We start from the raw sequence: 20,908 nt of genomic DNA, 5'->3' as shown, positions 1-20,908 counted from the left end.
CCGTACGCATCCTTGACGTGAACCTGCAAACCGCTCTACCGTCCCGGGAAGCACGCGCCCTGCCCCGGCATCTCCGACCGCCCCGCCGCGCGCCGCACACACCACGATCCCCCGTCCCGGCATCCGGTTCACGCGGTCGGTAGACAACGTTGTCAGAGCCTGCCGCACAGTCCTGTCCCACACGCTGCCCGCCGGTCCCGGACCAGCCGGACACGAGCACAAGGAGCACGACGGACATGAGACCCACCCCCCGTCCACCCGCGGCCCTGGGCATCGGGCTGCTGGCGGCGACCGCCCTCGCCGCGACCTTCCTCGTCGCGCCCGCCGCGGCGGCGGCACCCGCCTCCGCGTCCCTGGTGACCGCCCCCGCCACGCTCGTCGACCCGTTCATCGGGACGTCGAACGAGGCCAACGACTTCCCCGGCGCCGACGTGCCGTTCGGCATGGTGCAGTGGAGCCCCGACACCCCCTCGCGGCCCCCGGGCGGCGGGTACGAGTACAACGACAAGTCCATCACCGGCTTCAGCCTGACCCACATCGCAGGACCGGGCTGCGGCGCCGCCGCGGACGTCCCGGTGCTCCCGACCGTCGGCGCCGTCAGCACCTCGGCGACCGACAGCTTCTCGCACGCCAACGAGACCGCCTCCGCCGGTACGTACAAGGTGGCGCTGGACAACAAGGTCACCACCGAGCTGACCGCCACGAAGCGCAGCGGCATGGCGCGCTTCACGTTCCCCTCGACCACCCAGGCCAACCTGGTCTTCAAGCTGACGGGCAGCCAGAACGGGGCCACCAACACCCAGTTCACCGTGGTCTCGCCCACCGAGGTGAGCGGGCAGGTCACCAGCGGGCACTTCTGCGGCGCGGGCAACACCTACAACGTCTACTTCGACATGGTCTTCGACCAGCCGTTCAAGAGCAGCGGCACCCCCGCGGCCACGTCCACCCTGCACCGGCCGACCGTCCACGGCGCCGACCGGACCGCCGTGGAGAAGCCCAACAGCCCGGTGCTGCACGGCGATCCGGCCCCCGCTCCCGGCAGCAGGGCCCGCTCCTCCGCCGCAGTGGCGGAGGCGCCCCAGGCGGCCGCTCAGAACGGGTACGTGACGTTCGACGCGACCGCCCACCCCACCGTGCAGGCGAAGGTCGGCATCAGCTACGTCTCCGTCGCCAACGCCACCGCCAACCGGGCCGCGGAGAACCCGGGCTGGGACTTCGACGCCACCCGTGGTGCCGCCCAGAACGCGTGGAACGCGGAACTGGGCAGGATCCAGATCGGCGGCGGCACGGCGGCCCACCAGCGGATGTTCTACACGGCGCTCTACCACTCGTTGCTGCACCCGAACATCGTCAGCGACACCAACGGGCAGTACGCGGGGTTCGACGGCCGCACGCACATCGTCGACCCCGGTCACCAGGCCGTCTACGGCAACTACTCCGGGTGGGACATCTACCGCTCCCAGGCGCAGCTGGAGGCACTGGTCGACCCACAGGTGGCCTCCGACACGGCGCAGTCGATGCTCGACGACTACCGCCAGACCGGCCTCTTCCCCAAGTGGTCGGAGTACAACGGCGAGTCGTACGTCATGGTCGGTGACCCCGCCGCCGCCATCGTCGCCGACTACTACGCCTTCGGCGCCCGCCGGTTCGACACCGCCGAGACGCTCCAGGCCCTGGTCGCCCAGGCCTCGAAGACCAACAACGACCGGCCGGGCCTGAACTACCTGAACTCCCCCGGCTGGATGCCGCACGACGGCAGCTACGGCTGCTGCAACTTCTACGGCCCGGTCGCCACCACGCTGGAGTACGACACCGCCGACTTCGCCCTGTCCGCGCTGGCCGGCGCCCTCGGTGACGGCGCCGACCAGAAGACGTACGCCGCCCGGGCGCAGGACTGGCGCAACGTGCTCAACCCCGCCTCCGGGTTCGTGGAGCCCCGCAACGCCAACGGGTCGTGGACCGGCGGTTTCGACCCCACCAGCGGCACGGACATGGTCGAGGGCGACTCGTGGATCTACACGGGCATGATCCCGTTCAACATCGCCGGACTCGCCCGGGCCAAGGGCGGCAACACCGCGATGAACCACTACCTCGACACCGTGCTGCGCAGCTTCACCGGTGACAAGGGCTACGCGTGGGTGGGCAACGAGCCCAGCATCGAGCTGCCGTGGGAGTACGACTACACCGGGGCGCCGTACAAGACGCAGGGCACGGTCCGGGCCATCCAGAACCAGATCTGGTCCGACACCCCGAGCGGGCTCGCCGACGGCAACGACGACCTCGGCGCGATGAGCGCCTGGTACGTGTGGTCCGCGCTCGGCATGTTCCCGCAGACCCCCGGCACGGCCGACCTCGCCCTCGGGTCGCCGGTCTTCCCGCAGGCGGTCATCACCCTGCCCTCGGGCGGGACGCTGACCGTCAACGGCACAGGGGCCGCCGACGACGCGCCCTACGTCCAGTCGGCGACCTGGAACGCGGCCCCCTGGAACAACGCCTACGCGCCGGCCACGGCCCTCACCTCCGGCGGCACCCTCACCTACACGCTGGGCACCGCGCCCAACACCGGGTGGGCCTCCGCCGCCTCCGCCGCCCCGCCCTCCTACTCCGGTGGTGTCCCGGCCCCGGCGACACCGCGTGTCGGACCGGTCACGTCCGGTGTGACGGGCGGTAGCGGAAAGCTCTGTGTCGACGTCGCCGACTCGGGCACCGGGGACGGCACGCACATCCAGACCTGGGGCTGCAACCAGACCTACGCCCAGGACGTGACGATGGCCTCCGACGGCACACTCCGCGTGCTCGGCAAGTGTGTGGACGTCAGCAACAGCGGTACCGCCAACGGCACGCTAGTCCAGCTCTACCGCTGCAACGGCACCGGCGCACAGCAGTGGAAGCCGGGGACGGCCGGCTCCCTGGTGAACCCGGCGTCCGGGAAGTGCCTGGACGTTCCGAACTCCGCCACGTCCGAGGGCACCCAGTTGCAGATCTACACCTGCAACGGCACGGGTGCGCAGAACTGGACGCTCCCGGCCGCCCCGACCGCGACCGGCAGCAGGGCCGCACCGGCCACCCCCGCGGTGCGCCGCTGACCACCCGCGTGTCCGCCCGGTGCGCCCACCGGGCGGACACGCCCACGCGCGCGGCCACCTCCGGCGGGCGAGGAACGCAGGTGTGGGCGAAGTGAGCGCCGGTGGTATTGAATGAGATGTGCGGTCAGGGATCTCGGGGCCCCGTCGCACGGGACCGAGTACGGCCCCGGCGCTGGGCCGGGGACTGCCGAGAGAGCCGTATGGACTCCACACCCTCCCCTTCGTCGTCTTCCGCGTTCGGCCTGGTCAGCAGCGCCCTGGGCCGCTACCTCCCGCGCGGCGGGACGGCCGCGGCCGCCGGCGGCGGTGCCTCCGGTGGTGCCGGCGGCAGTGGTGACGTGCGGGGGGAGCGCGGCACGCACCGACCCGTCCCGGACGACCTGGCGGCCGGCCACCAGGAGCAGATCCTCGGCGCGCTCAACCTGGACCGGGACCTGGTCATCACCCGCTGCAACCTGGACGCGCCGGTGTTCGACGGCCTGGAGGCCGCGGTGGGCAGGCCCTTCGTCGACCTCCTGCCGGAGAGGGACGTACCGACGGTCACCCGACGGCTGCGGCAGGTGGTGGACAGCGGTGAGGCGCACGTCGCCCGCATCCAGCGGCTGCGGCGCGGTGACGGGTCCGAGCTGGTGGTCTCGATGAGCATCCTGCCCGCCGCGGCGTCCGAGGAGGGCCTGACCGTCTCCGTGATCGCCATGGCCAGGAGGCTGCACCTGTACGCCGCCGAGACCGCGATCGGCACCTCGCTGGACATCGGCGAGACCGCGCAGTCACTGGCGCAGTCCCTGCTGGCCTGGGGAGACGTCGCCGCCGTCGACCTCGACTTCGCGGTCTGGACGGGCGAGGGGGTCGCCGGGCAGCCGCAGGGGCGCATCCGGCTGCGGCGGGCGGCCCTGGTGCCCGACCGGGCGTGGCCCGAGGGGTACGTGACCCCGGGCGAGGACCTGCCCGGTGACGCCAGTCGCCTGCTGGCGCAGGCGGTGCTGCGGGACGACACCCCGCAGACCGTCGTCATCCCCGACCGGGAGGCGGTCGAGCGGGTCCTCGGCAGTCCCCGGACCGTGCGCGCCCTGGTGCCCGGGGACCGGTCGGCCGGTGTCGCCTGCATCCCGCTGGTCCTGGACGGCGCGCCGCCCGTGGTCCTGGGCGTGGCGGAGGTCTGGCGGCGCTCGGACCACCCGTTCCGCGACAGCGAGCTGTTCGACCTCCAGGAGCTGGTAGCGCGGACCGCCCACCACGTCGACCTGGCGCGGCAGCACCAGCGCGAGCACACCCAGGTGCTGGCCCTGCAGCGCCGGCTGCTGCCCCGCGCGGGCGGCGACACCATCGAGATCGCCAGCGTCTACCAGCCCGCGACCCCCGACAGCGCGGGTGTCGGCGGCGACTGGGTGAACAGCTTCCCGCTGCCGGACGGCCGCACCGCGCTGGTCGTCGGTGACGTCGTCGGGCACGGCCTGGGAGCCGCGGCGACCATGGGGCAGCTCAGCATGGAGGCCCGCGCCCTGCTGTCCGCGGGGCTGGCGCCCGACGAAGTGCTGGAGCACCTGGACGAGACCGTGACGCTGCTGGACGACACCGAGTCCGGGCTGACGGCCGGCTACAGCGCCCTCGGGTCGACCTGCTGCATCGCCCTCTACGACCCGGTCAGCCACCAGGTGACCCTGTCCAGCGCCGGCCACCTCCCGCCGGTCCTGGTCACCCCGGACGGGCACGCGGGCCCGCTCTCCGTCCGCCCGCACCCCGGCCTGGGCGCCGAGTTCGCGCTGCGCGAACCGTACGACGTGCTCACGTTCAGCGCACCCCCGGGGTCGGTGCTCGCCCTGTACACGGACGGCCTGGTGGAGGACCCCGCCGTGCCGATCGACGAGGGCATCGCCGGGCTGGCGGGCGCCGTGTCCACGGTGCACCCCTGGGACGCCCTGCAGCAGGCCGCACGGCACGTCGTGTCCGCCGTGGCCCCCGTGCCCCAGCGCGACGACGTGACCCTGCTGCTGGCCCGCATGATCGGCTACCGGAAGGGGGACACCGCGACCTGGCGGCTGCCCGCCCGCTACGACGCCCCGGCCCGGGCGCGTGTCCAGGTGTCGGCGCTGCTGCGGCGGTGGCAGATCAGGGACGACACCCGGGACAATGTGCTGCTGCTGGTCAGCGAGCTGGTCACGAACGCGGTGCGCTTCGCGTCGGGGCCCATCACGGTACGGCTGATCAGGACCGGGCGCGGCCTGCTGTGCGAGGTCGGCGACGCCGGCAACGGCAGGCCGCGTCTGCGGCGCGGGCACCTCTTCGACGACGGCGGGCGTGGCCTGCGCATCCTGCACAAGCTCACCACCCGGTGGGGGGTGCGGTGGACGGACACCGGGAAGGTGGTCTGGGCGGAGGTCGCGAGGTGACCGGCGCCGCCGTGTCCTAGAGCCACTCCCCGTCCAGGGCGGTGGCGGTGAGGCCCGGCGCCGCCGCGTACAGCACGGCCCGGTTCCCGGCCTTCTGCTGCCCGGCGTCGTGCGCCCGCCGCAGGATGTCGAACACGGCGGCGCCGCCGCGGTTGCCGCTGGTGTAGCTGTCCCGGCTGTAGTCCAGCAGCCCGGACGGCCACTCCTCGGGCATCGTCTGCTCCATGTACTCCAGCACCCGCGTCCCGCCGGGGTGCGCGAGCAGCACGTCGGGGTGCCACGCACCGGGGTGGTCCTGGTAACGGACGCGCAGCCACTCCCACATCGCGGTGACGGTCTCCTGCACGGCACGCGGCCCCCGCCGGTCCATCACGAAGTGGGTGCCGTCCGCCCGCGTCTCCAGCCGGTGCAGGTCCTGGGTCCCGGGCAGGGTGTGGTGCCAGGCGGCGTCCAGTCGCAGCACGGACTCGCGCCGCTGGCGGCCGGTGACCACGGCGGCCACCGCGGTGTCCGCGAACAGCAGCCGGACGATCAGGGACTCGAGGGTGTCGTCGGCGGGCTGGTAGGTCGTGCTCAGCGCCTCGGCGATGACGACCAGGACCACCCGGTCGGGGTCCGCGGCCACCAGATCCGCCGCCAGCGCCAGGGAGCGGGTACCCGCGATGCAGGCCCACTGCGTGGCCGGCAGCAGCAGCACGTCGCTTCGGAGCGGGAGCCTGTTGGCCAGGGCCACGTCCAGACCGGGCAGCGCCGGGGTGGTGGAGTGACTGGTGATCAGGCAGTCGACGTCCGAGGCGTCGAGGCCGGCCGCCTGGAGGGCCCCGCGGGCCGCGCGCTCCCCGTACGACTGCACGGCCTCCCAGGCCGGCGCGGTGCGCTCTTGCACGGTCTGCGGGGCGGGCACGGTCTCCAGGGCGGCGATCACGCGGTCCACGTCCTGCCGGCTGAACCCCTCGCGGGCCAGCGCCTCTTGGGCGGGCTCGACGCCGACGTCCCGCAGTCCGTTGCCGCTGCCGGGGGCGACGGCCGTCTCCAGGGGCAGCATCCAGCCACGGCTGTCGATGCCCGTGCTGGCCGCGATGCCGTCGATCCGCGGCGCCCAGGCCGCATGCGGGTGGCGGTCGCGCACCTCCGCCACGATCTGACTGGTCTTCACGGTGTGCTCGCCGTGTATGACGGCAGGGGCAGATAGGTAAGCGGCCATTGTGCGGCACCTTCCCGGAGGGATCGGGGCGAACGGAGGAACGGGGGACGGGGAGCGTCATGGATGCTGTGCCATGGGTCACTGTCGGACCGGGTGCCCAAAAGAAGGCCCACAGGCTCCACTTCGGGAGCGGGCAACCACATCGAGAATGACCCATAAAGGGACATTCACGCTGTGATGCACACAACTCCATTGCAAATTGATGCGCGTGACACGGCACACACCGCCCCGGACTCGGCCCTTGGGGACGCGGACACCGCGGGGAGCGGCTGACACGCCGTCAGCAGGAAGACCGCGCATCGACGGCGTGCGAACGCGGGCGGGCGGGCCGGCCCGGTCAGTGTGTCTGGCCGGGCCGGCCCGGCCAGACACACTGACCGGGCCGACACCCGGGCCAAGGTCAGTCAGCGCCTCGATCGCGCCCTTGCCGGCGGCGTACGCGGCGTAGCTCGGGAAGGCCGGCCCCGCCGCGGGCGGGGAGAAACGTCACGAGCGCAGCACCGGGGCGCACCCGACGGGCGGCCCGCCGGCGACGACGGACGTGCCACGGATGTTGGTGCGGTGCAGGCCGTCCAGGACGGCCAGGTCCAGCTCGGCGACCGGAGTCAGGTGCATTGCGGTCGGCGATCCGGTAGCGCAACGTGGGTGCGTACATCGACACCGCCGAGTCCGGCAGCACCGCCTACGACAAGCTGACCGTGACCGCCGGCTCGAAGACCTGGCGACGTACTCGAATGCCGACGCCGCCTCGGTTACAGCCAACAGTCAATCGACCTGTCCTCGCGACGGGCCAGACGGTCACCCTGACGTTCACCGGCGTCGAGGACGACTACCTCGCAACCGACTTCGTCGTGGACGACACCGCCCTGACAACCGGCTGAGCACCCCCACCACCTCGGTCCCGCACCCCGTTCCCCGGGTGCGGGACCACGCCGTTTCAGGACTGCTCCCCAGCGCGGCCGCCACCACCCCTTCGCCGGCGGTTACCGGATCCCCGACCGCCTGCCCCGCGACCAGGGTGCTCATCCTCGACATGCCAGCCGGCACCCCCTCCGCCGCGATGATCCACTCGCACCAGCACGGACGAGGGCGAGGCTGGCCCACACGGCATAATGATCACCTCATCGCCAGCTTCCAGGGGGGACCATGGGTTTCATCAACAACGCCAAGGCCAACGAGGCAACAAGAGCAGCCGAACAGGCATACACCGAAGGCCGACAGGTACTGACTTTCAAGATCATCGAAGCGAACTCCTCGAGCCGCCACACCGGCGTCATGACCGGCGTCGGCGAGCAGATCGAAGCCATCGAAGCCCAAGGCTGGGCACTGACCAACATGGCCGCAGCAGAAAGCAAGGCACTGAGCGGCGAACGCACCGCCCTCATCTGCCTGTTCCGCCGACGTTGACCCGTCTCCCACCCGTATGGACAGCGCTCCTGGAGCACGCCGCCGGGTGGGCGTGCGCCCCGGACGTTGGTGGGACATCTCGTCAGCAGCTCTCGCCCACCAACACCGCCCCGAAGCGGACGACATGACCATTGAGCAGGAAGCCGGGCGAGGGCTGCTGGGTGCAAATCTTCCAATCGCCCTCGTCGTCAATGCTGCGGTCCTGCCCGCTGCTGTCGGTGACTCTCACGTCAGCCTCCGGACCGAGTTGCATGAGTGCTCCCTTGACGTTCCCGCCCACGAAGTCGGGCATGGGCCCGATGCCCGCGTCCGTCTGCGGAGTGGCCCGCGAGTGTGCGGTGGGTGGCGAGGGGGCGCTGTCCGTGGGCTTCGTCTGCTCGGGTGAAGTCCCGCAGGCGGTGAGCCCGGTGAGCAGCACGAGGGCAAGTACGGACATGCTGGTATAACGGCGCATGTTCTCCCCAGAAAGATGTGAGTGATGATCATCATCCGCGGAGCGACGGAGTAACGGAACACTTGGAGGTCTGCGCGCAGGCGCTCAGTTCTCATCGATACATAGCGGGGTACAGCAACCACTTCATCTGGGCGGAGCGTCCACGCCAACGCCGGCGTCCGCCCCTTGCTCGCTCACTCCAGTCCGCCGAGGCGGAGGGCATCCTTCATCTCGCTGAGCTTCGCGGCTGCCGTCGCGGTCCATTCCTGTGGCTGTCCAGCAAGGCGGAGGGCGTCCTCGATCTCCCTGAGCTTCGCGGAGGACAGCACGCCAGCCCGCTCGACCAGGTCGTCCCGGGACACGGTGGTCAGCCAGGTGCAAGGGGTGAAGTTCGGACGCGGGAACGCGAGCCGTAGCACGCCGTCGAAGGGCAGTCCTTCCGTGGCGCCCACGGCCACTTCGATGCCCAGACCGCTGATGTCGACGCCCGCCGGAGCGACGACCTGCATCGCCCGAAGCCCGGACGCCTCGTCTCCCGGCAGCAGCACGACCGGCCGTCGCTCATCGAATTCGACCCACCAGACTTCGCCGTGTTGCATGTGTCCTCCTGGCACGATCTGTGGTGAGGGGCTGTGAGAACGGGTGCGCCCACCGTTGAACGTCGGTGGGTGAAGACCGAAGAGCGCTGCGGTGGGGGCGGGTCACAGAGTAGACCGCGCTGCTCTCGGACCTGCTGCGCAGGAACTTCTGGACCATGGCCGAGCACATCGGGGACACCACCCCCTCACCTACACCTCCCGGCCCGAAGGTCGGCGTTTCGGCCATCAGGCCGCCGGGCGTGTGCCCCCGTACGACAAGGGCCGGCGCATACGCATGCTCGGAATCGCCCCAAGCCCCAGGGTCCGCAATCCGTCCGAAAGCGCAGGTGTTCGAAACCGTTGCGGCGTCGTTGAGCACGGTGACACCACGGTCACGCCGTCCCGCCCACGGGGAGGAACTGGTCAACGATCGACGTGGAAGCCTCGGTTGGCCCCAGTGGCACCCAGCAGCTACCACCACAGAACAACAAGATGACCAGCGCGAGTTCCACAGTCCGGCCCTCAAAAACCTCCCCTGCCGAAGGCGAGGCGACGCCCGTGCCCCCCAACTCTTCCGCGATCCGCGAGGCCGTCGAGGCATACCTCGGCCGTCATCCTGAAAAGAACGACGCCTTAGCCGGACTGCTCGCCTCGATCGAGGACTCAGCTGACGCGACCGCCTGTACGACGCTACCCGGTCACATCACCTGCAGCGCGGTGGTCACCGACCGCGACCGGCGGGTGCTCCACATCGGTCATCGGAAGGCCTGGCGATCGGCGCACCCGGCTGCGGATGCTGGATGCGCGCGGGGCCGGAGGACCACCAGCGCTGGAAGTCACTGTCCGAGGGCCGCGGGACATCTGGTGAGAGACCCAAGACCTCGCCGCACGGTGGCGGGCCGCCTCCTCCCCCGACCGTTGCCGCCTCCACTTCGACGCGGACGGCGGACAGCGCGCCGCCTCCAAATGCAGACGCTTGTCCTGGCGACTACCCCCCCAGATGAGGGAGCCGGGGCGGTGATGGGCGTCCGCAGCCGTCGACAGACCTGCCCTGACACCGCCTTCCACGCACCAGGAGCGACTTGTGGCATACACCCCGACTGACTGGTCCGAGCACTACAACGCCGGGCGGGGCTTCCGGCGGCTCGGAAGCCAAGAGAAGGGCCTGCTCGTCGAGCACGTCCCGGCTCCCCAGGGCGGCCGCGCGCTGGACATCGGCTGTGGTACGGGCGAGTTGTCCGTCTACCTCGCCTCGCTCGGCTACACCGTCGACGGCGCGGACTTCGCCGCGGGCGCGCTTGAGCGGGCCCGTGCGGAGCACGCCGAGGTGGAGGCGGTGCGCTGGCTCTACCTGGATGTGGAGAGCGACGACCTGGCCCGACTCGCCGAGGACGGCTACGACCTGATCGTCCTGCGGCTGTCCATCGCCTTCATCCGCGACCGAGCCCGTGTCCTTCGCGCTATGGGCGCACGGCTGCGCGAGGGTGGAGCGCTCGTCATCATCACACCGACCGTGGACAACACCCCGGAGAAACGGCGCCACATCGCCCTGGACGAGGGCGAACTCGGCGCGCTCACCGACGGGTTCGCGCACGTCGAGCAGTACGACGCGGCAGGCCTGGCGATGCTGGTCCTGCGTGGAACGGCCGGATCGTTCAGCGCGGAGGAGAAGGGGCGGCCCGAGCCGCAGGCCGTCTTCGGCGCTGCGGTGGTGGTCACCGACGCCTTGGGCCGGGTCCTGCTGGGCCGCTCCACGCAGGGCATGTGGGAGCTGCCCGGCGGCCGCATCGAAACAGGCGAGGCCGCACCAGCGGCCGCCGTGCGGGAGCTGGAAGAGGAGACCGGGCTGACCGCGCACGTGGACGATGCTCACGTCATCACCGTGCTGCACGACGACCGCCTCGACGTACGCCGCGTCACTGCTGTGGTCCGCGTCTCCCGCTGGGACGGTGAACTCGCCCTGCCCGAGCCGCACCACTTCGTACGCTGGGAGTTCCATGACGTGAACACCTTGGCAACCCTCGGGAAGATCTTCGCGCCCAGCGCCGCCGCCCTGACCGCGATGTGGCCCGGGGTACTGGCGGGCCTGCCGCCGATCCACTCCTACCCCTGCTCGGTCACTTGCCCGGCCCGGAACCGGCCGACCGCATGACGGAGATCTTCATCCGCGGTCGCCCGCCAACGGCAACTGGCCGGCATGCCCGCCAATCCCTACGGCCGGGCGTAAGGCCGCGTCATGATCTCCATGTTGTGGCCGTCCGGGTCGTCGAAGTAGGCGCCGCGACCACCGAACAGGTCGTTCACCCGGCCGGGGTCGGTGTGGGCGGGGTCCGCGTAGTAGGTGACCCCGACCGCCTCCAGACGAGCGATCACGGCGTCGAACTGGCCGTCGGGCACGAGGAAGGCGTAGTGCTGCGACTGGATCGGCTCGTCCCGCTTCTCGCAGTAGTCGAGCGTCACGCCGTTGCCGAGGTCGACCGGCAGGAACGGCCCGAACGGCGCGCCGACCCGCAGGCCCAGGATCGCGGCGATGAACTCGGCGGACAGGTAGCGGTCGCTCGCGTGGACAGCCGTGTGGTTCAGCTGGACGCCGGCAGGTGAGTACGGCTGGTGGGAGGACATCAGTGGTGGGTCTCCGGTCTTGGGATCCGTGCGGAAGACGCCCTGTGCGGGCGCCGAGGGCAAAGACGCGGAGAAGGGGCGGGCCTCTGGCCCGCCTCGGGCTCACGCCGAGGCCGGGGAACCCACTCGTGCGTGGCCCAAGGCCGACCCGGCAGTCACGCGACCGACCTTAGTGATCACCGCGGGCGAGGGCAACACCGCACATCGAGCTCCAGGCGCTGCCCGCGCTCGCCGCTACTGCGCGCTGGCGGCCGGGCGCACCACGAGTTCGTTCACGTCGACCTCGGCGGGCTGGGAGATGGCGAAGGCGATGGCGTCGGCGATCGCGGACGCCGGGACGGCCACCGAGCGGTAGGTCTTCATGTCCTCGCGCGCACGCGGGTCGGAGATGGAGTCGGCGAGCTCGGACTCGGTGACGCCCGGGGAGACCACGGTGACCCGGATGTCCCCGGCCGACTCCTGGCGCAGCCCCTCGGACAGGGCGCGCACGGCGAACTTGGTGGCGCAGTAGACGGCGGCGGTCGGCACCACCTCGTACGCGCCGACCGAAGCGACGTTGACGATGTGGCCGCCGCCCTGTTCCCGCATGACCGGCAGGGCGGCCGCGATGCCGTGCAGCACCCCGCGGACGTTCACGTCGAGCATCCGGTCCCACTCGTCCACCCTCAGTTCCGACAGGGGCGAGAGCGGCATCACTCCGGCGTTGTTGACCATCACGTCCACGCGTCCCCAGCGCTCGATCGCGGCCGACACGAAGGCCCGTACGTCGGCCGCGTCGGTGACGTCGAGCCGCCGGAAGCCGGCCGTGCCCCCGTCGGCGGCGATCCGCCCGGCCAGCTTCTCCAGGCGCTCGGTGCGGCGGGCGCCCAGGAACACCCGGTGGCCGTCGGCGGCCAGGCGCAGGGCCGTCGCCTCACCGATGCCGCTGCTCGCGCCGGTCACCAGGACGACCTTGGTGGTCTGCGTCATGACGATGTCCTTCCGGTGGATGGAGTTCCGCAGTCGGCTGACTGCGCCACCGAGTCTGTGCGGGGCGGCCGGCCCCGGACCAGGACGCTCGTTGCCTGGGTACGGCACACCCAGGCAACACGACGGACGGCCGCCTAGCCTGGACCGCATGGACGAGAACCACTTGGGGGCCTTCCTGCGCGCCCGCCGGGCCGGCCTCACGCCACGGGACGTGGACATGGTCAGCCACGGGACGCGCCGGGTCGCCGGGCTGCGCCGGGAGGAGGTCGCGGTCCTCGCCGGGGTGAACGCCGACTACTACACCCGCCTGGAACAGGGCCGCGAACGCAACCCCTCCCCCCAGGTCCTGGACGCCCTCGCCCGCGCCCTGCGGCTGGACGGCGACGCGCGCACGCACCTGTTCCGCCTGGCCGGCGGCGCACCCGGGCCGGAACGCTCCGTCCACACGGCGGCCGGGGTGAGTCCGGCGCTGCGCCAGTTGATGGACGGCTACCCGCACACCCCGGCGTTCGTCCTGGGCCGTACCCTGGACGTCCTCGCGACCAACGCCCTGGCTGACGCGCTCTTCACCCCGTTCGACCCGGCGGACAACCTGGCCCGCATGATCTTCCTCGACCCCGCGGGCCGGCACTTCTACGCGGACTGGGAGCGGGCGGCCCAGGCCGCCGTGGCCAATCTGCGGGAGGGCGCCGGCCTCGACCCGGACAGCCCGCAACTGCGTCGGCTGGTCGCCGAACTCACCGCGGGCAGCCCGGAGTTCGACCGCCTGCGGAACGCCCACGGCGTGCGCGGCAAGAGCCGGGACGCCAAAGACCTGAACCACCCCGAGGTGGGTCCGCTCGCCCTCACCTACCAGGCCTTCGACGTGCGCGACGCCCCAGGTCAGCAACTCGTCATCTACCACGCCGAACCGGGCGGCCCGAGCGCCCGGGCCCTCGGCCTCCTCGGCTCCCTGCACGCCACCCGACGCCGCGCGGACGCCGGACCGCCCACCCACGCGTAGTCCGTCGGCTCCGGCGGAGGCGTTGCCGCACCGCGAGGGGCGCCCGGATGTGCAGTCCGTCAGGAAGACCCCGGCACCGCGCGGGAGTCGGCGGGCCGGGGTGGTGGTGTCCTGGTCAGACCGTGCACGGGGTGCCGTTCAGGGTGAACGACGTGGGGGCCGAGGTGGTGCCGGTGTGGGTGGCCTGGAAGCCGATGCCGACGGACGCGCCGGGGGCCAGGAGCGCGTTGTGCGGGGCGTTGCGGGCCGTCACCCGGCCGGAGGCGGGTGCGTAGGTGGCGTTCCAACCGGAGGTGATGGTCTGGCCGCCGGGGAGGTCGAAGACCAGGGACCAGCCGTCGACGGGAGTGGTGCCGGTGTTGGTGACGGTGATGTTCGAGGTCAGGCCGGTGTTCCAGGCACTGATGGTGTCGGAGACCCGGCAGGTCGACGTCTGCGGCGGCGGGTCGGAGGTCTGGAACTGCGTGAAGAACGTCCACACCACCTGCGGCACCCAGGTCCTGCCGCTGTCACCCGGGGCTCCGTCCTGGGGGGCGGCGATGTGCCCCTCGTCGAACGCGGCCCAGGCGACCGGGTGCCCCGCCGAGCAGCCCGAGTAGGAGGTGACCCGGTGGGTCAGGCTGCCCTGCGCCGGTTCCGGCGGGTTCTGGGGCGTGCAGCCGTTGTTCCTGACGAACCTGTCGCGCATCGCCCGTCCGCCGGAGATGCCGAGGACGTTGTCCCGCAGGCCGTGCACCCCGAGGTAGGCGATGGGCTGGCTGCCGCCGCTGCAGCCGCTGAGCTCGCCGCCGCTCTGGACGGCGACCGCGCGGAACACGGTCGCGCGGGAGCAGGCCAGCGCGTACGACATGGCGGCGCCGTAGCTGAAGCCGAGGGCGAAGCGCTGGGTGGTGTCGACGCACAGGTCGGCCTCGATGCGCCGGAGCAGGTCGTCGACGAAGGTGAGGTCCTCGCCGCCGGTGTTGGCCCAGCCGTTGTCGAGGCCCTGGGGCGCCACGAAGATCGTGCTGTTGCCGGCCAGCCGCTGGAGGCCGTAGTAGGCCCAGGTGCCGGTCTCCACGGTGCGGCCGGTGGCGACGTCGGTGGAGGTGCCGCCCCACCAGTGGAACCCGAGGACCAGCCGGTGGGCGTGATCGCGGTCGTAACCGTCCGGGATCCGCAGGATGAAGGTGCGGTTCTTGCCGCTGCTCTGGATGGTCTGCGTGCCGCTCGTCAGCGTGGGGGCCTTGCCGCACCCGGAACTCGCGGCCGCGAGGGAGGCGGGCGCCGCCGTGGTGGAGGCGGGCGCGAGCGCCGCCGTGGTGCGGGCGGCGGTCGGGGGCGGGCTGGCAGTCCGGTCTTGGCCCAGCGCCGTGCCGCCCATGCTCAGGACGACCAGCACCGCGACCAGGGCGGGCCATAAGAGGCGTCGTGGCCTTGTCATCGCACGTCCCTTCGGAAGGGTGGGGGGTCAGGTGGTGGCGCGGGTGAACTGCCACCAGTCGATGTTGAGCAGGTAGCCGCTGCCGCCGGCGAACCGCAGGTACAGGTCCTGGGTGCCGGTCGCCCCGCTGACCGGGCAGGTCACCGTCGTCCAGCTCTGCCACCCGCCGGTGCCCGGCACGGTGCAACGGCCCACGAGCGTCCCGGTCGGGGAGCCCAGGCGCAGTTCCACGGTGCCGCCGGCGCTGCCCGAGGCCACGCGCGCGGTGAAGGAGGAGGCGCCCGTGCCGAAGGCGACGCCCTTGACCTTGACGTGGTCGCCGTTGTCGATCCAGCCGACGTCCCTGCCGCCTTCGCTCGCCGGTTCGGTCTCGATCCCGGACTCCCAGGCCATCGTCTCGGCCTCCTGGCGGACGTACGGGTCGAGCGTGCCGACCTGGGGGGCGCCGCTGCTCGTCATGGTGATCAGCGGGAGCGTGCCGTCGGCGTTGTAGGAGAACCTCTCCACCGCCACCGAGCGGGTGAAGCCGCCGCCGCCCGGCAGGGCGCCGTTGTGGTAGAAGAAGTAGGAACCGCCCTTGAAGTCGACGACTCCGGGGTGGTTGGTGAAGCTGCTGCCCTGGGTGGGCATGACGGTGCCGCGGTAGGTCCAGGGGCCGGTCGGTCCGGGTGCCGTGGAGTAGGCGATGAACTCCGAGCAGCACTTGGCCGCGAACTCCATGTAGTAGAGGCCGTTGCGCTTGTGGACCCAGGGGCCTTCCTCGTACAGCGTGGGGCGGTTGGGGTCGCCGGTGCGGGTGCCGAACCCCGCCGTGGTGAGCGGGATCCGGTTGACGCCGCCCGAGTAGGAGGTCATGTCGGTGTTCAGCCGGACGTACGACAGGTTCGGGTTGCCCCAGTACAGGTAGGCCTGCCCGTCGTCGTCGATGAAGACCGTCGGGTCGATCTCGCCGTTCTCCACCAGCGGGTGGCCGAGGGCGTCACGGAACGGGCCGGTGGGGCTGTCCGACACGGCCACGCCGATGGCCATCCGGCCGGTGGCGCGGTTCTTCACCGGCACGTACCAGTAGAACCGGCCGCCGCGCTGCACGGCCTGTCCGGCCCAGGCGTCGGCGGACGCCCAGCTGAAGGTGGCCAGGCTCAACGGTGAGCCGTGGTCGGTCCAGTTGACCATGTCGGCGGACGACCAGACCCGCCAGTCCTTCATGGTGAAGTAGGTGGAGCCGTCCTCGTCGTGCCCGGTGTAGAGGTAGACCCGTCCGTCGTACACCAGCGGGGCGGGGTCGGCGGTGTAGACGTGCTGCACGACGGGGTTGTCCGCCCGGGCCGCGGTGGGGTGCAGCGCGGCGGGCACCACGGCGAACGCCAGCAGCAGGCCGAGGGTCCAGGCGAGCGTGCGGCGCGCGCGCCTCATGCCCGGGTCCACTTCTGGCTCGTCTGGCCGGTGCAGGACCACAGGACCAGCGGGGTGCCGTTCGCGGTGCCGGCGCCGTCGACGTCCAGGCACAGGCCGGCGTGGACGTTGCGCACCGACCCGTCGGAGCCGATGGTCCACTTCTGGTTGGCCTGGCCGTTGCAGGGCCAGGTGATGACGCGGGTGCCGTTGGTGGTCCCCTGGTTGTAGGCGTCCAGGCACTTGTCGCCGAACACGCGGATCTCACCGCCGGCCCAGGTGGTCCACAGCTGGTTGGCGGCCGTGTGGCAGTCCCAGAGCAGGACGGTGGCCCCGGCCGCGGTGGAGGCCTTGTCCACGTCCGTGCAGCGGCCGGACGCGGTGCCGCGCAGCCGTGACGTGGTCGCGGCCAGCGGGCTGCCGCCGCTCATCCGGAACACGGCCACGCCGTGTGCGGGCACGCTCGCCGAGACCTGCCCGGACGTGCTCGACGTGGCGCCGGACCACAGGTCGGTGAGGGTGAAGGGCCCGCCGGACAGGCCGACCTGGGCGGCCGTGGCGGTGACCGTGGCGGTACTCCCCCCGCGGTTGAACAGGCCCACCGCGACCGAGCCGTCGGACAGCGGCTTGGCGAACACCTCGGTGCTGCCGTCGTCGCGGACCCTGCGCCCGCCCGCCCCGAGGGAGTCCTGGTCCACCGCCAGCAGGCGCGGGTTGCGCAGGATGGCGCTGACGTCGGCGGACATGGTGCGGATGTCGTTGCCGGCCATGAGCGGCGCGCCCAGCAGCGCCCACAGGGCGAAGTGGGAGCGGGACTCGGTGAGCGTCAGGCCGGGGCGGCCGACGACCAGCATGTCGGGGTCGTTCCAGTGTCCGGGGCCCGACTGGGCGGCCAGGGGGGCGGTGACGTCCAGGACGTTGCCGACGCCCATCGGGTAGCTGTTGGTGTTGCCGTTCTGCCAGATGTCGAGCAGGTCCTCGGTCGTCCGCCACAGGTCGGCGACCTCGCCCCAGTTGTAGTCGGCGCCGGTGATGGCGTGGAAGCTGTTGGGGTTGATGCTGTAGACGATGGGCCGGCCGGTGGCGCGCAGGGCGTCGCGCATCAGCGTGAACCGCGCGACCTGCTCGTCACGGGTGCCGCTGGAGGAACACCAGTCGTACTTCAGGTAGTCGACGCCCCAGGAGGCGAACGTGGCGGCGTCCTGGGCCTCGTGGCCCCTGCTGCCCGTCGAGCCGGGGTAGGCGCCGCTGCCCTGCGCGCAGGTGCGGTCGCCCGGCACCTGGTAGATGCCGAACTTCAGGCCCTTGCCGTGGATGTAGTCGCCGAGCGCCTTCATCCCGCTCGGGAACTTGGTCGCGTTGGCCCGCAGGGCGCCGGACGCGTCGCGCTGCGGGTCGAACCAGCAGTCGTCGACCACCACGTACCGGTAGCCGGCGTCCCGCATCCCCGAGGACACCATCGCGTCGGCGGCCGCCCGCACCTGCGCCTCGGTGACCCCGCAGCCGAAGCTGTTCCAGCTGTTCCAGCCGAGCGGCGGGGTGAGGGCCGGGCTGCCGGGGGCGGCGGTCGCGGTGGAGTGGACGGCGGCCGTGAGCGACGCGGCGACCGTCAGCGCGGCGGTCGCCAGGACGTGGAGGAGTCGTCTGCCTGATCGTCGGTGCACCGGGGCTCCTAGGGCTGCTCGAAAGTTTCGTTCGTGATACCGAACACTGTTCGCATTGCCGGGCCCCACGGATGATTGGGGAGGAGGATGAACATGTCAACACTGTCGTCCGGACGCGTTCCCCAACGCGTGGCCGGAGACCGGCTCGCCGCTCAGCGGGCGATCGAGATCGCGAACGGCACGAAGCCGCTCGCCCGGATCACGTGCGGCACGAACAGGATCGCGGCCTCCGTGGCGCGCGCGGTCCGGATGCCGCCGAGGTCGGTGATCCACTCGTCCCGCCACCCGAGGCCGACCAGCAGGTCGCGGACGGTCCGCTTGGCCTGCGGGTCGTCGCCGGACAGGAAGGCGTCGGGCGCGCGGGTGAGCGCGGCCGGGGCGGTCATCACCGGGAAGAGCATGGTGTTGAGCGTCTTGACCACGGCCGTGCCGGGCAGCGCCTCCTGCAGGTGCTCGGCGAGGCTGGAGCCCGGGTAGACGAGGTCGGCGGGCAGGCCGTCCGGTCCGTCGACGGTGGCGTTGGAGACGTCGACGAGGATCTTGCCGCGCAGGTCCTCGCGCAGGGCGGTGAGCCGGATCAGCGAGTCGGCGCCCGGGGTGGCGTTGATGACGATCCGCGCGGTGCGGGCGGCCTCCGCGGCGGCGCCCGGCGTGCGGTCGGCCACCCGCACCTCGTGGCCCGCCCGGGTGAGGGCGGCGGCGAGGTTGCCGCCGACGCGGCCGTTTCCGAGTACGGCGATCGTGGTCATGGTGTTCTGGTCCCTCCGGGGGTGCGGGTCGTGGTGCGGGGTCAGCGGGAAAGGGTGGCGACGGCCTGGGCGTGGACGCCGGGCGCGGCGGCCAGGAAGCCCTCGCTCAGGGGCGTCCAGGGGCGGCCCTCGGCGTCGGAGATCCGTCCGCCGGCCTCCGTGACGAGCAGCGCCCCGGGCAGCAGGTCGGCGCGGGCGCCGGCGAACTGCCAGAAGGCGTCGATCCGCCCGGCGGCGACGTCGACCAGGTGCAGGGTCGCGGGCACGGCGGTGCGGACGACGAGTGCGTCGAAGAGCATCGCGGTGATCGAGGAGCCGACGCGCCGTACGACGTCCTGGTCCTCGTCCGGTCGGGCCTGGCTGGTGGCCACGATGGCCAGGGCCAGGTCGGCGGTCGGGGCGACGTGCAACGGGCGGCCGTCGAGGTGGGCGCCGGCGCCGCTGACCGCCGTGTAGGTCTCGCCGGTCAGCGGCACGTGGACCGCGGTGAGGACCGGCTGGTTGTCCCGCACGAGGGTGGCGGTCACCGCCCACTCCGGCAGGCCGTGCAGGTGGTTGACGTTGCCCTCGGCCGGGTCCACGACCCACCACTCGCCGGGCGGGAGCGCCCCGCCGTCCAGCTCGTCCTCCACCCAGCGGGCGTCGGGGCGCAGCCGCGTGAGGCGGGGGCGCAGGATGTCGAGGGCCGTGTCGTCGTTGGCGGCGAGGGCGCGCATCAGCTCGTCGCGGGTCCCGTGGCTGACCACCTCGCCGAAGCGCTCGCGCAGTGCCGCGCCGGCCTCGCGCACGGCGCTCACCGTCCCGTCGAGCAGGGCGGTGTCCCCGGCGGCGACGTCAGGGGTGTGCAGTGTTCCGGGCATGGCGAACTCCCGCTCGTGTAGGGGGTGGTGTGGCCGTTCCGGCCGGTCCGAGGGCTCCGTCCGGCGCCTCGTGAACGACGCTACCGAGCCCCTTGATTGACTTCAAATGCATGTCAGGCACGTCTAGGATGACTCTCGTGCAACTGGATCTGAACCTGCTGGCCGCGCTCGACGCGCTCCTGGAGGAGGGCAGCGTGGCGGGAGCGGCCGCACGGCTGCACGTCACCGCGCCGGCCATGAGCCGCAGCCTGGGCCGCATCCGGCGCACCACCGGGGACCAGATCCTCGTGCGCACCGGCCGCACGATGACGCCGACGCCGTACGCGCTCGCCGTCCGCGAGCAGGTGCACGAGCTGCTGCAGCAGGTCCAGGGGGTGCTGGCGCCGAGCCGTGAGCTGGACCTGGCCACGCTGGAGCGCACCTTCACGCTCCGCTGGCACGACTCCCTGGTCGCCCTGAGCGGCCCCGCCCTGCTCGCGGCGGTCCGGGAACGGGCGCCGGGCGTGCGCCTGCGCTTCGTCGCGGAAGCGAGCGTCGACACGCCGGAGCTGCGGCGCGGCGAGGTGGACCTGGAGGCGAACGCCAACCACCCGGGAGCCCGGGACGTGCGCGCCGAGCAGGTCGGCGCGTCCCCCCTCGTCGTCGTCGTACGGCAGGGGCACCCCCTCACCCGCGGCTCGACCGTCACCGCGGAGCAGTACGCCGCCGCCGAGCACGTCACCGTCTCGCGACGGGGCAACGTCGGCAACGCCCTCGACGAGGTCCTGGCCCGCCTCGGACTGACCCGCCGCGTGGTGGCCACCGTGCCCACGCAGGCGGCCGCGCTGGAGTTCGTGCGCGGCTCCGACCTCCTGATCAGCGTCCCCGAGGCGACGGCGCGCGCCGCGGCCGCGGACCTCGGGCTGGCCGTGCTGCCCCTGCCGCTCGACCTCCCCCTGGCCCCGGTGTACCTGTCGTGGCACCAGCGCTACGACACCGACCCGGCGCACCGGTGGCTGCGGGGACTGGCGCGCAGCGCACTGGCCCTGGGCGGGGACACCTGATCGGAATCAGATGTCGAATCGGGGGAATGGGATGCGTAGGACGGGGTAAGCGCGCTTCGTCGGCTCGTGAGAGTCGGCACCGCTC

16 protein-coding genes and 2 pseudogenes are annotated in these 20,908 nt (G+C 72.1%); 7 read left to right on the top strand and 11 right to left on the bottom strand.

Features of this window, described 5'->3' with window-relative positions; translation table 11 throughout:
• Window positions 1-236 precede the first annotated feature (236 nt).
• Together E4U91_RS34985 and E4U91_RS34980 are read left to right on the top strand one after the other, a co-directional pair.
• The gene (locus E4U91_RS34985) at window positions 237-3,086 is read left to right on the top strand and encodes a lectin (RefSeq protein ID WP_137310516.1); all 2,850 of its coding nucleotides are present in this window, start codon (window positions 237-239) and stop codon (window positions 3,084-3,086) included.
• Between the two features lie 200 nt (window positions 3,087-3,286).
• Window positions 3,287-5,476: an ATP-binding SpoIIE family protein phosphatase gene (locus tag E4U91_RS34980; protein ID WP_137310515.1), complete on the top strand. Its 2,190-nt coding sequence runs from the start codon at window positions 3,287-3,289 to the stop codon at window positions 5,474-5,476.
• Window positions 5,477-5,492: 16 nt separating this feature from the next.
• Here the strand turns inward: E4U91_RS34980 and E4U91_RS34975 are convergent, their stop codons facing one another.
• Together E4U91_RS34975 and E4U91_RS39965 are read right to left on the bottom strand one after the other, a co-directional pair.
• The gene (locus E4U91_RS34975) at window positions 5,493-6,680 is read right to left on the bottom strand and encodes a beta-ketoacyl-[acyl-carrier-protein] synthase family protein (RefSeq protein ID WP_137310514.1); all 1,188 of its coding nucleotides are present in this window, start codon (window positions 6,678-6,680) and stop codon (window positions 5,493-5,495) included.
• A 402-nt stretch (window positions 6,681-7,082) separates the two neighbouring features.
• Window positions 7,083-7,292: pseudogene (locus E4U91_RS39965) on the bottom strand (SDR family oxidoreductase); the annotation flags it as partial.
• Between the two features lie 38 nt (window positions 7,293-7,330).
• On the opposite strand from E4U91_RS39965, the pseudogene E4U91_RS34965 reads away from it, so the two are divergent.
• Both E4U91_RS34965 and E4U91_RS34960 read left to right on the top strand, forming a co-directional pair.
• Window positions 7,331-7,561: pseudogene (locus E4U91_RS34965) on the top strand (hypothetical protein); the annotation flags it as partial.
• 265 nt (window positions 7,562-7,826) lie between these two features.
• A complete protein-coding gene (locus E4U91_RS34960) occupies window positions 7,827-8,087 on the top strand; it encodes a hypothetical protein (RefSeq protein ID WP_137310513.1) in 261 nt (86 codons plus the stop codon).
• 82 nt (window positions 8,088-8,169) lie between these two features.
• Here E4U91_RS34960 and E4U91_RS34955 read toward each other — a convergent pair whose 3' ends face one another.
• Window positions 8,170-8,523: a hypothetical protein gene (locus E4U91_RS34955; protein WP_137310512.1), complete on the bottom strand. Its 354-nt coding sequence runs from the start codon at window positions 8,521-8,523 to the stop codon at window positions 8,170-8,172.
• Between the two features lie 191 nt (window positions 8,524-8,714).
• Window positions 8,715-9,119: a type II toxin-antitoxin system PemK/MazF family toxin gene (locus E4U91_RS34950; protein WP_137310511.1), complete on the bottom strand. Its 405-nt coding sequence runs from the start codon at window positions 9,117-9,119 to the stop codon at window positions 8,715-8,717.
• Window positions 9,120-10,182: 1,063 nt separating this feature from the next.
• On the opposite strand from E4U91_RS34950, the gene E4U91_RS34940 reads away from it, so the two are divergent.
• Entirely contained in the window at window positions 10,183-11,250 is a 1,068-nt protein-coding gene (locus E4U91_RS34940) for a bifunctional class I SAM-dependent methyltransferase/NUDIX hydrolase (RefSeq protein ID WP_137310510.1), read from the top strand.
• A gap of 59 nt (window positions 11,251-11,309) precedes the next feature.
• Here E4U91_RS34940 and E4U91_RS34935 read toward each other — a convergent pair whose 3' ends face one another.
• Complete coding sequence (locus E4U91_RS34935; RefSeq protein WP_137310509.1) at window positions 11,310-11,720, bottom strand: VOC family protein; 411 nt, start codon at window positions 11,718-11,720, stop codon at window positions 11,310-11,312.
• A 234-nt stretch (window positions 11,721-11,954) separates the two neighbouring features.
• Window positions 11,955-12,689, bottom strand: coding sequence for an SDR family oxidoreductase (locus tag E4U91_RS34930; RefSeq protein WP_137310508.1), 735 nt, complete (start codon window positions 12,687-12,689; stop codon window positions 11,955-11,957).
• Window positions 12,690-12,837: 148 nt separating this feature from the next.
• Between E4U91_RS34930 and E4U91_RS34925 the strand changes: the two genes are divergently transcribed.
• A complete protein-coding gene (locus E4U91_RS34925) occupies window positions 12,838-13,692 on the top strand; it encodes a helix-turn-helix transcriptional regulator (protein WP_137310507.1) in 855 nt (284 codons plus the stop codon).
• A 115-nt stretch (window positions 13,693-13,807) separates the two neighbouring features.
• On the opposite strand, the gene E4U91_RS34920 is transcribed toward E4U91_RS34925, so the two are convergent.
• The 5 genes from E4U91_RS34920 to E4U91_RS34900 all read right to left on the bottom strand — a co-directional run bounded on the left by E4U91_RS34920 (window position 13,808) and on the right by E4U91_RS34900 (window position 19,780).
• Window positions 13,808-15,073, bottom strand: a complete 1,266-nt coding sequence (locus E4U91_RS34920; protein ID WP_241678795.1) for a CE1 family esterase — start codon at window positions 15,071-15,073, stop codon at window positions 13,808-13,810.
• Window positions 15,074-15,142: 69 nt separating this feature from the next.
• Window positions 15,143-16,528, bottom strand: coding sequence for a glycoside hydrolase family 43 protein (locus E4U91_RS34915; RefSeq protein WP_137310505.1), 1,386 nt, complete (start codon window positions 16,526-16,528; stop codon window positions 15,143-15,145).
• Entirely contained in the window at window positions 16,525-18,171 is a 1,647-nt protein-coding gene (locus E4U91_RS34910) for a glycoside hydrolase family 27 protein (RefSeq protein WP_137310504.1), read from the bottom strand. Before E4U91_RS34910 ends, E4U91_RS34915 begins: the two co-directional genes overlap by 4 nt.
• A 152-nt stretch (window positions 18,172-18,323) precedes the next feature.
• Complete coding sequence (locus E4U91_RS34905; RefSeq protein WP_137310503.1) at window positions 18,324-18,920, bottom strand: NADPH-dependent F420 reductase; 597 nt, start codon at window positions 18,918-18,920, stop codon at window positions 18,324-18,326.
• Between the two features lie 41 nt (window positions 18,921-18,961).
• Window positions 18,962-19,780, bottom strand: coding sequence for an inositol monophosphatase family protein (locus tag E4U91_RS34900; protein WP_137310502.1), 819 nt, complete (start codon window positions 19,778-19,780; stop codon window positions 18,962-18,964).
• 137 nt (window positions 19,781-19,917) lie between these two features.
• On the opposite strand from E4U91_RS34900, the gene E4U91_RS34895 reads away from it, so the two are divergent.
• Window positions 19,918-20,823, top strand: a complete 906-nt coding sequence (locus E4U91_RS34895; RefSeq protein ID WP_137310501.1) for a LysR family transcriptional regulator — start codon at window positions 19,918-19,920, stop codon at window positions 20,821-20,823.
• Window positions 20,824-20,908 lie beyond the last annotated feature (85 nt).

It is taken from the genome of Streptomyces lasalocidi, from assembly GCF_005280215.1.
GTDB classification, from domain to species: Bacteria; Actinomycetota; Actinomycetes; order Streptomycetales; family Streptomycetaceae; genus Streptomyces; species Streptomyces longwoodensis.
The sequence above is the reverse complement of the archived record's forward strand: the minus strand, read 5'-3'. Positions and strand labels throughout refer to the sequence as shown.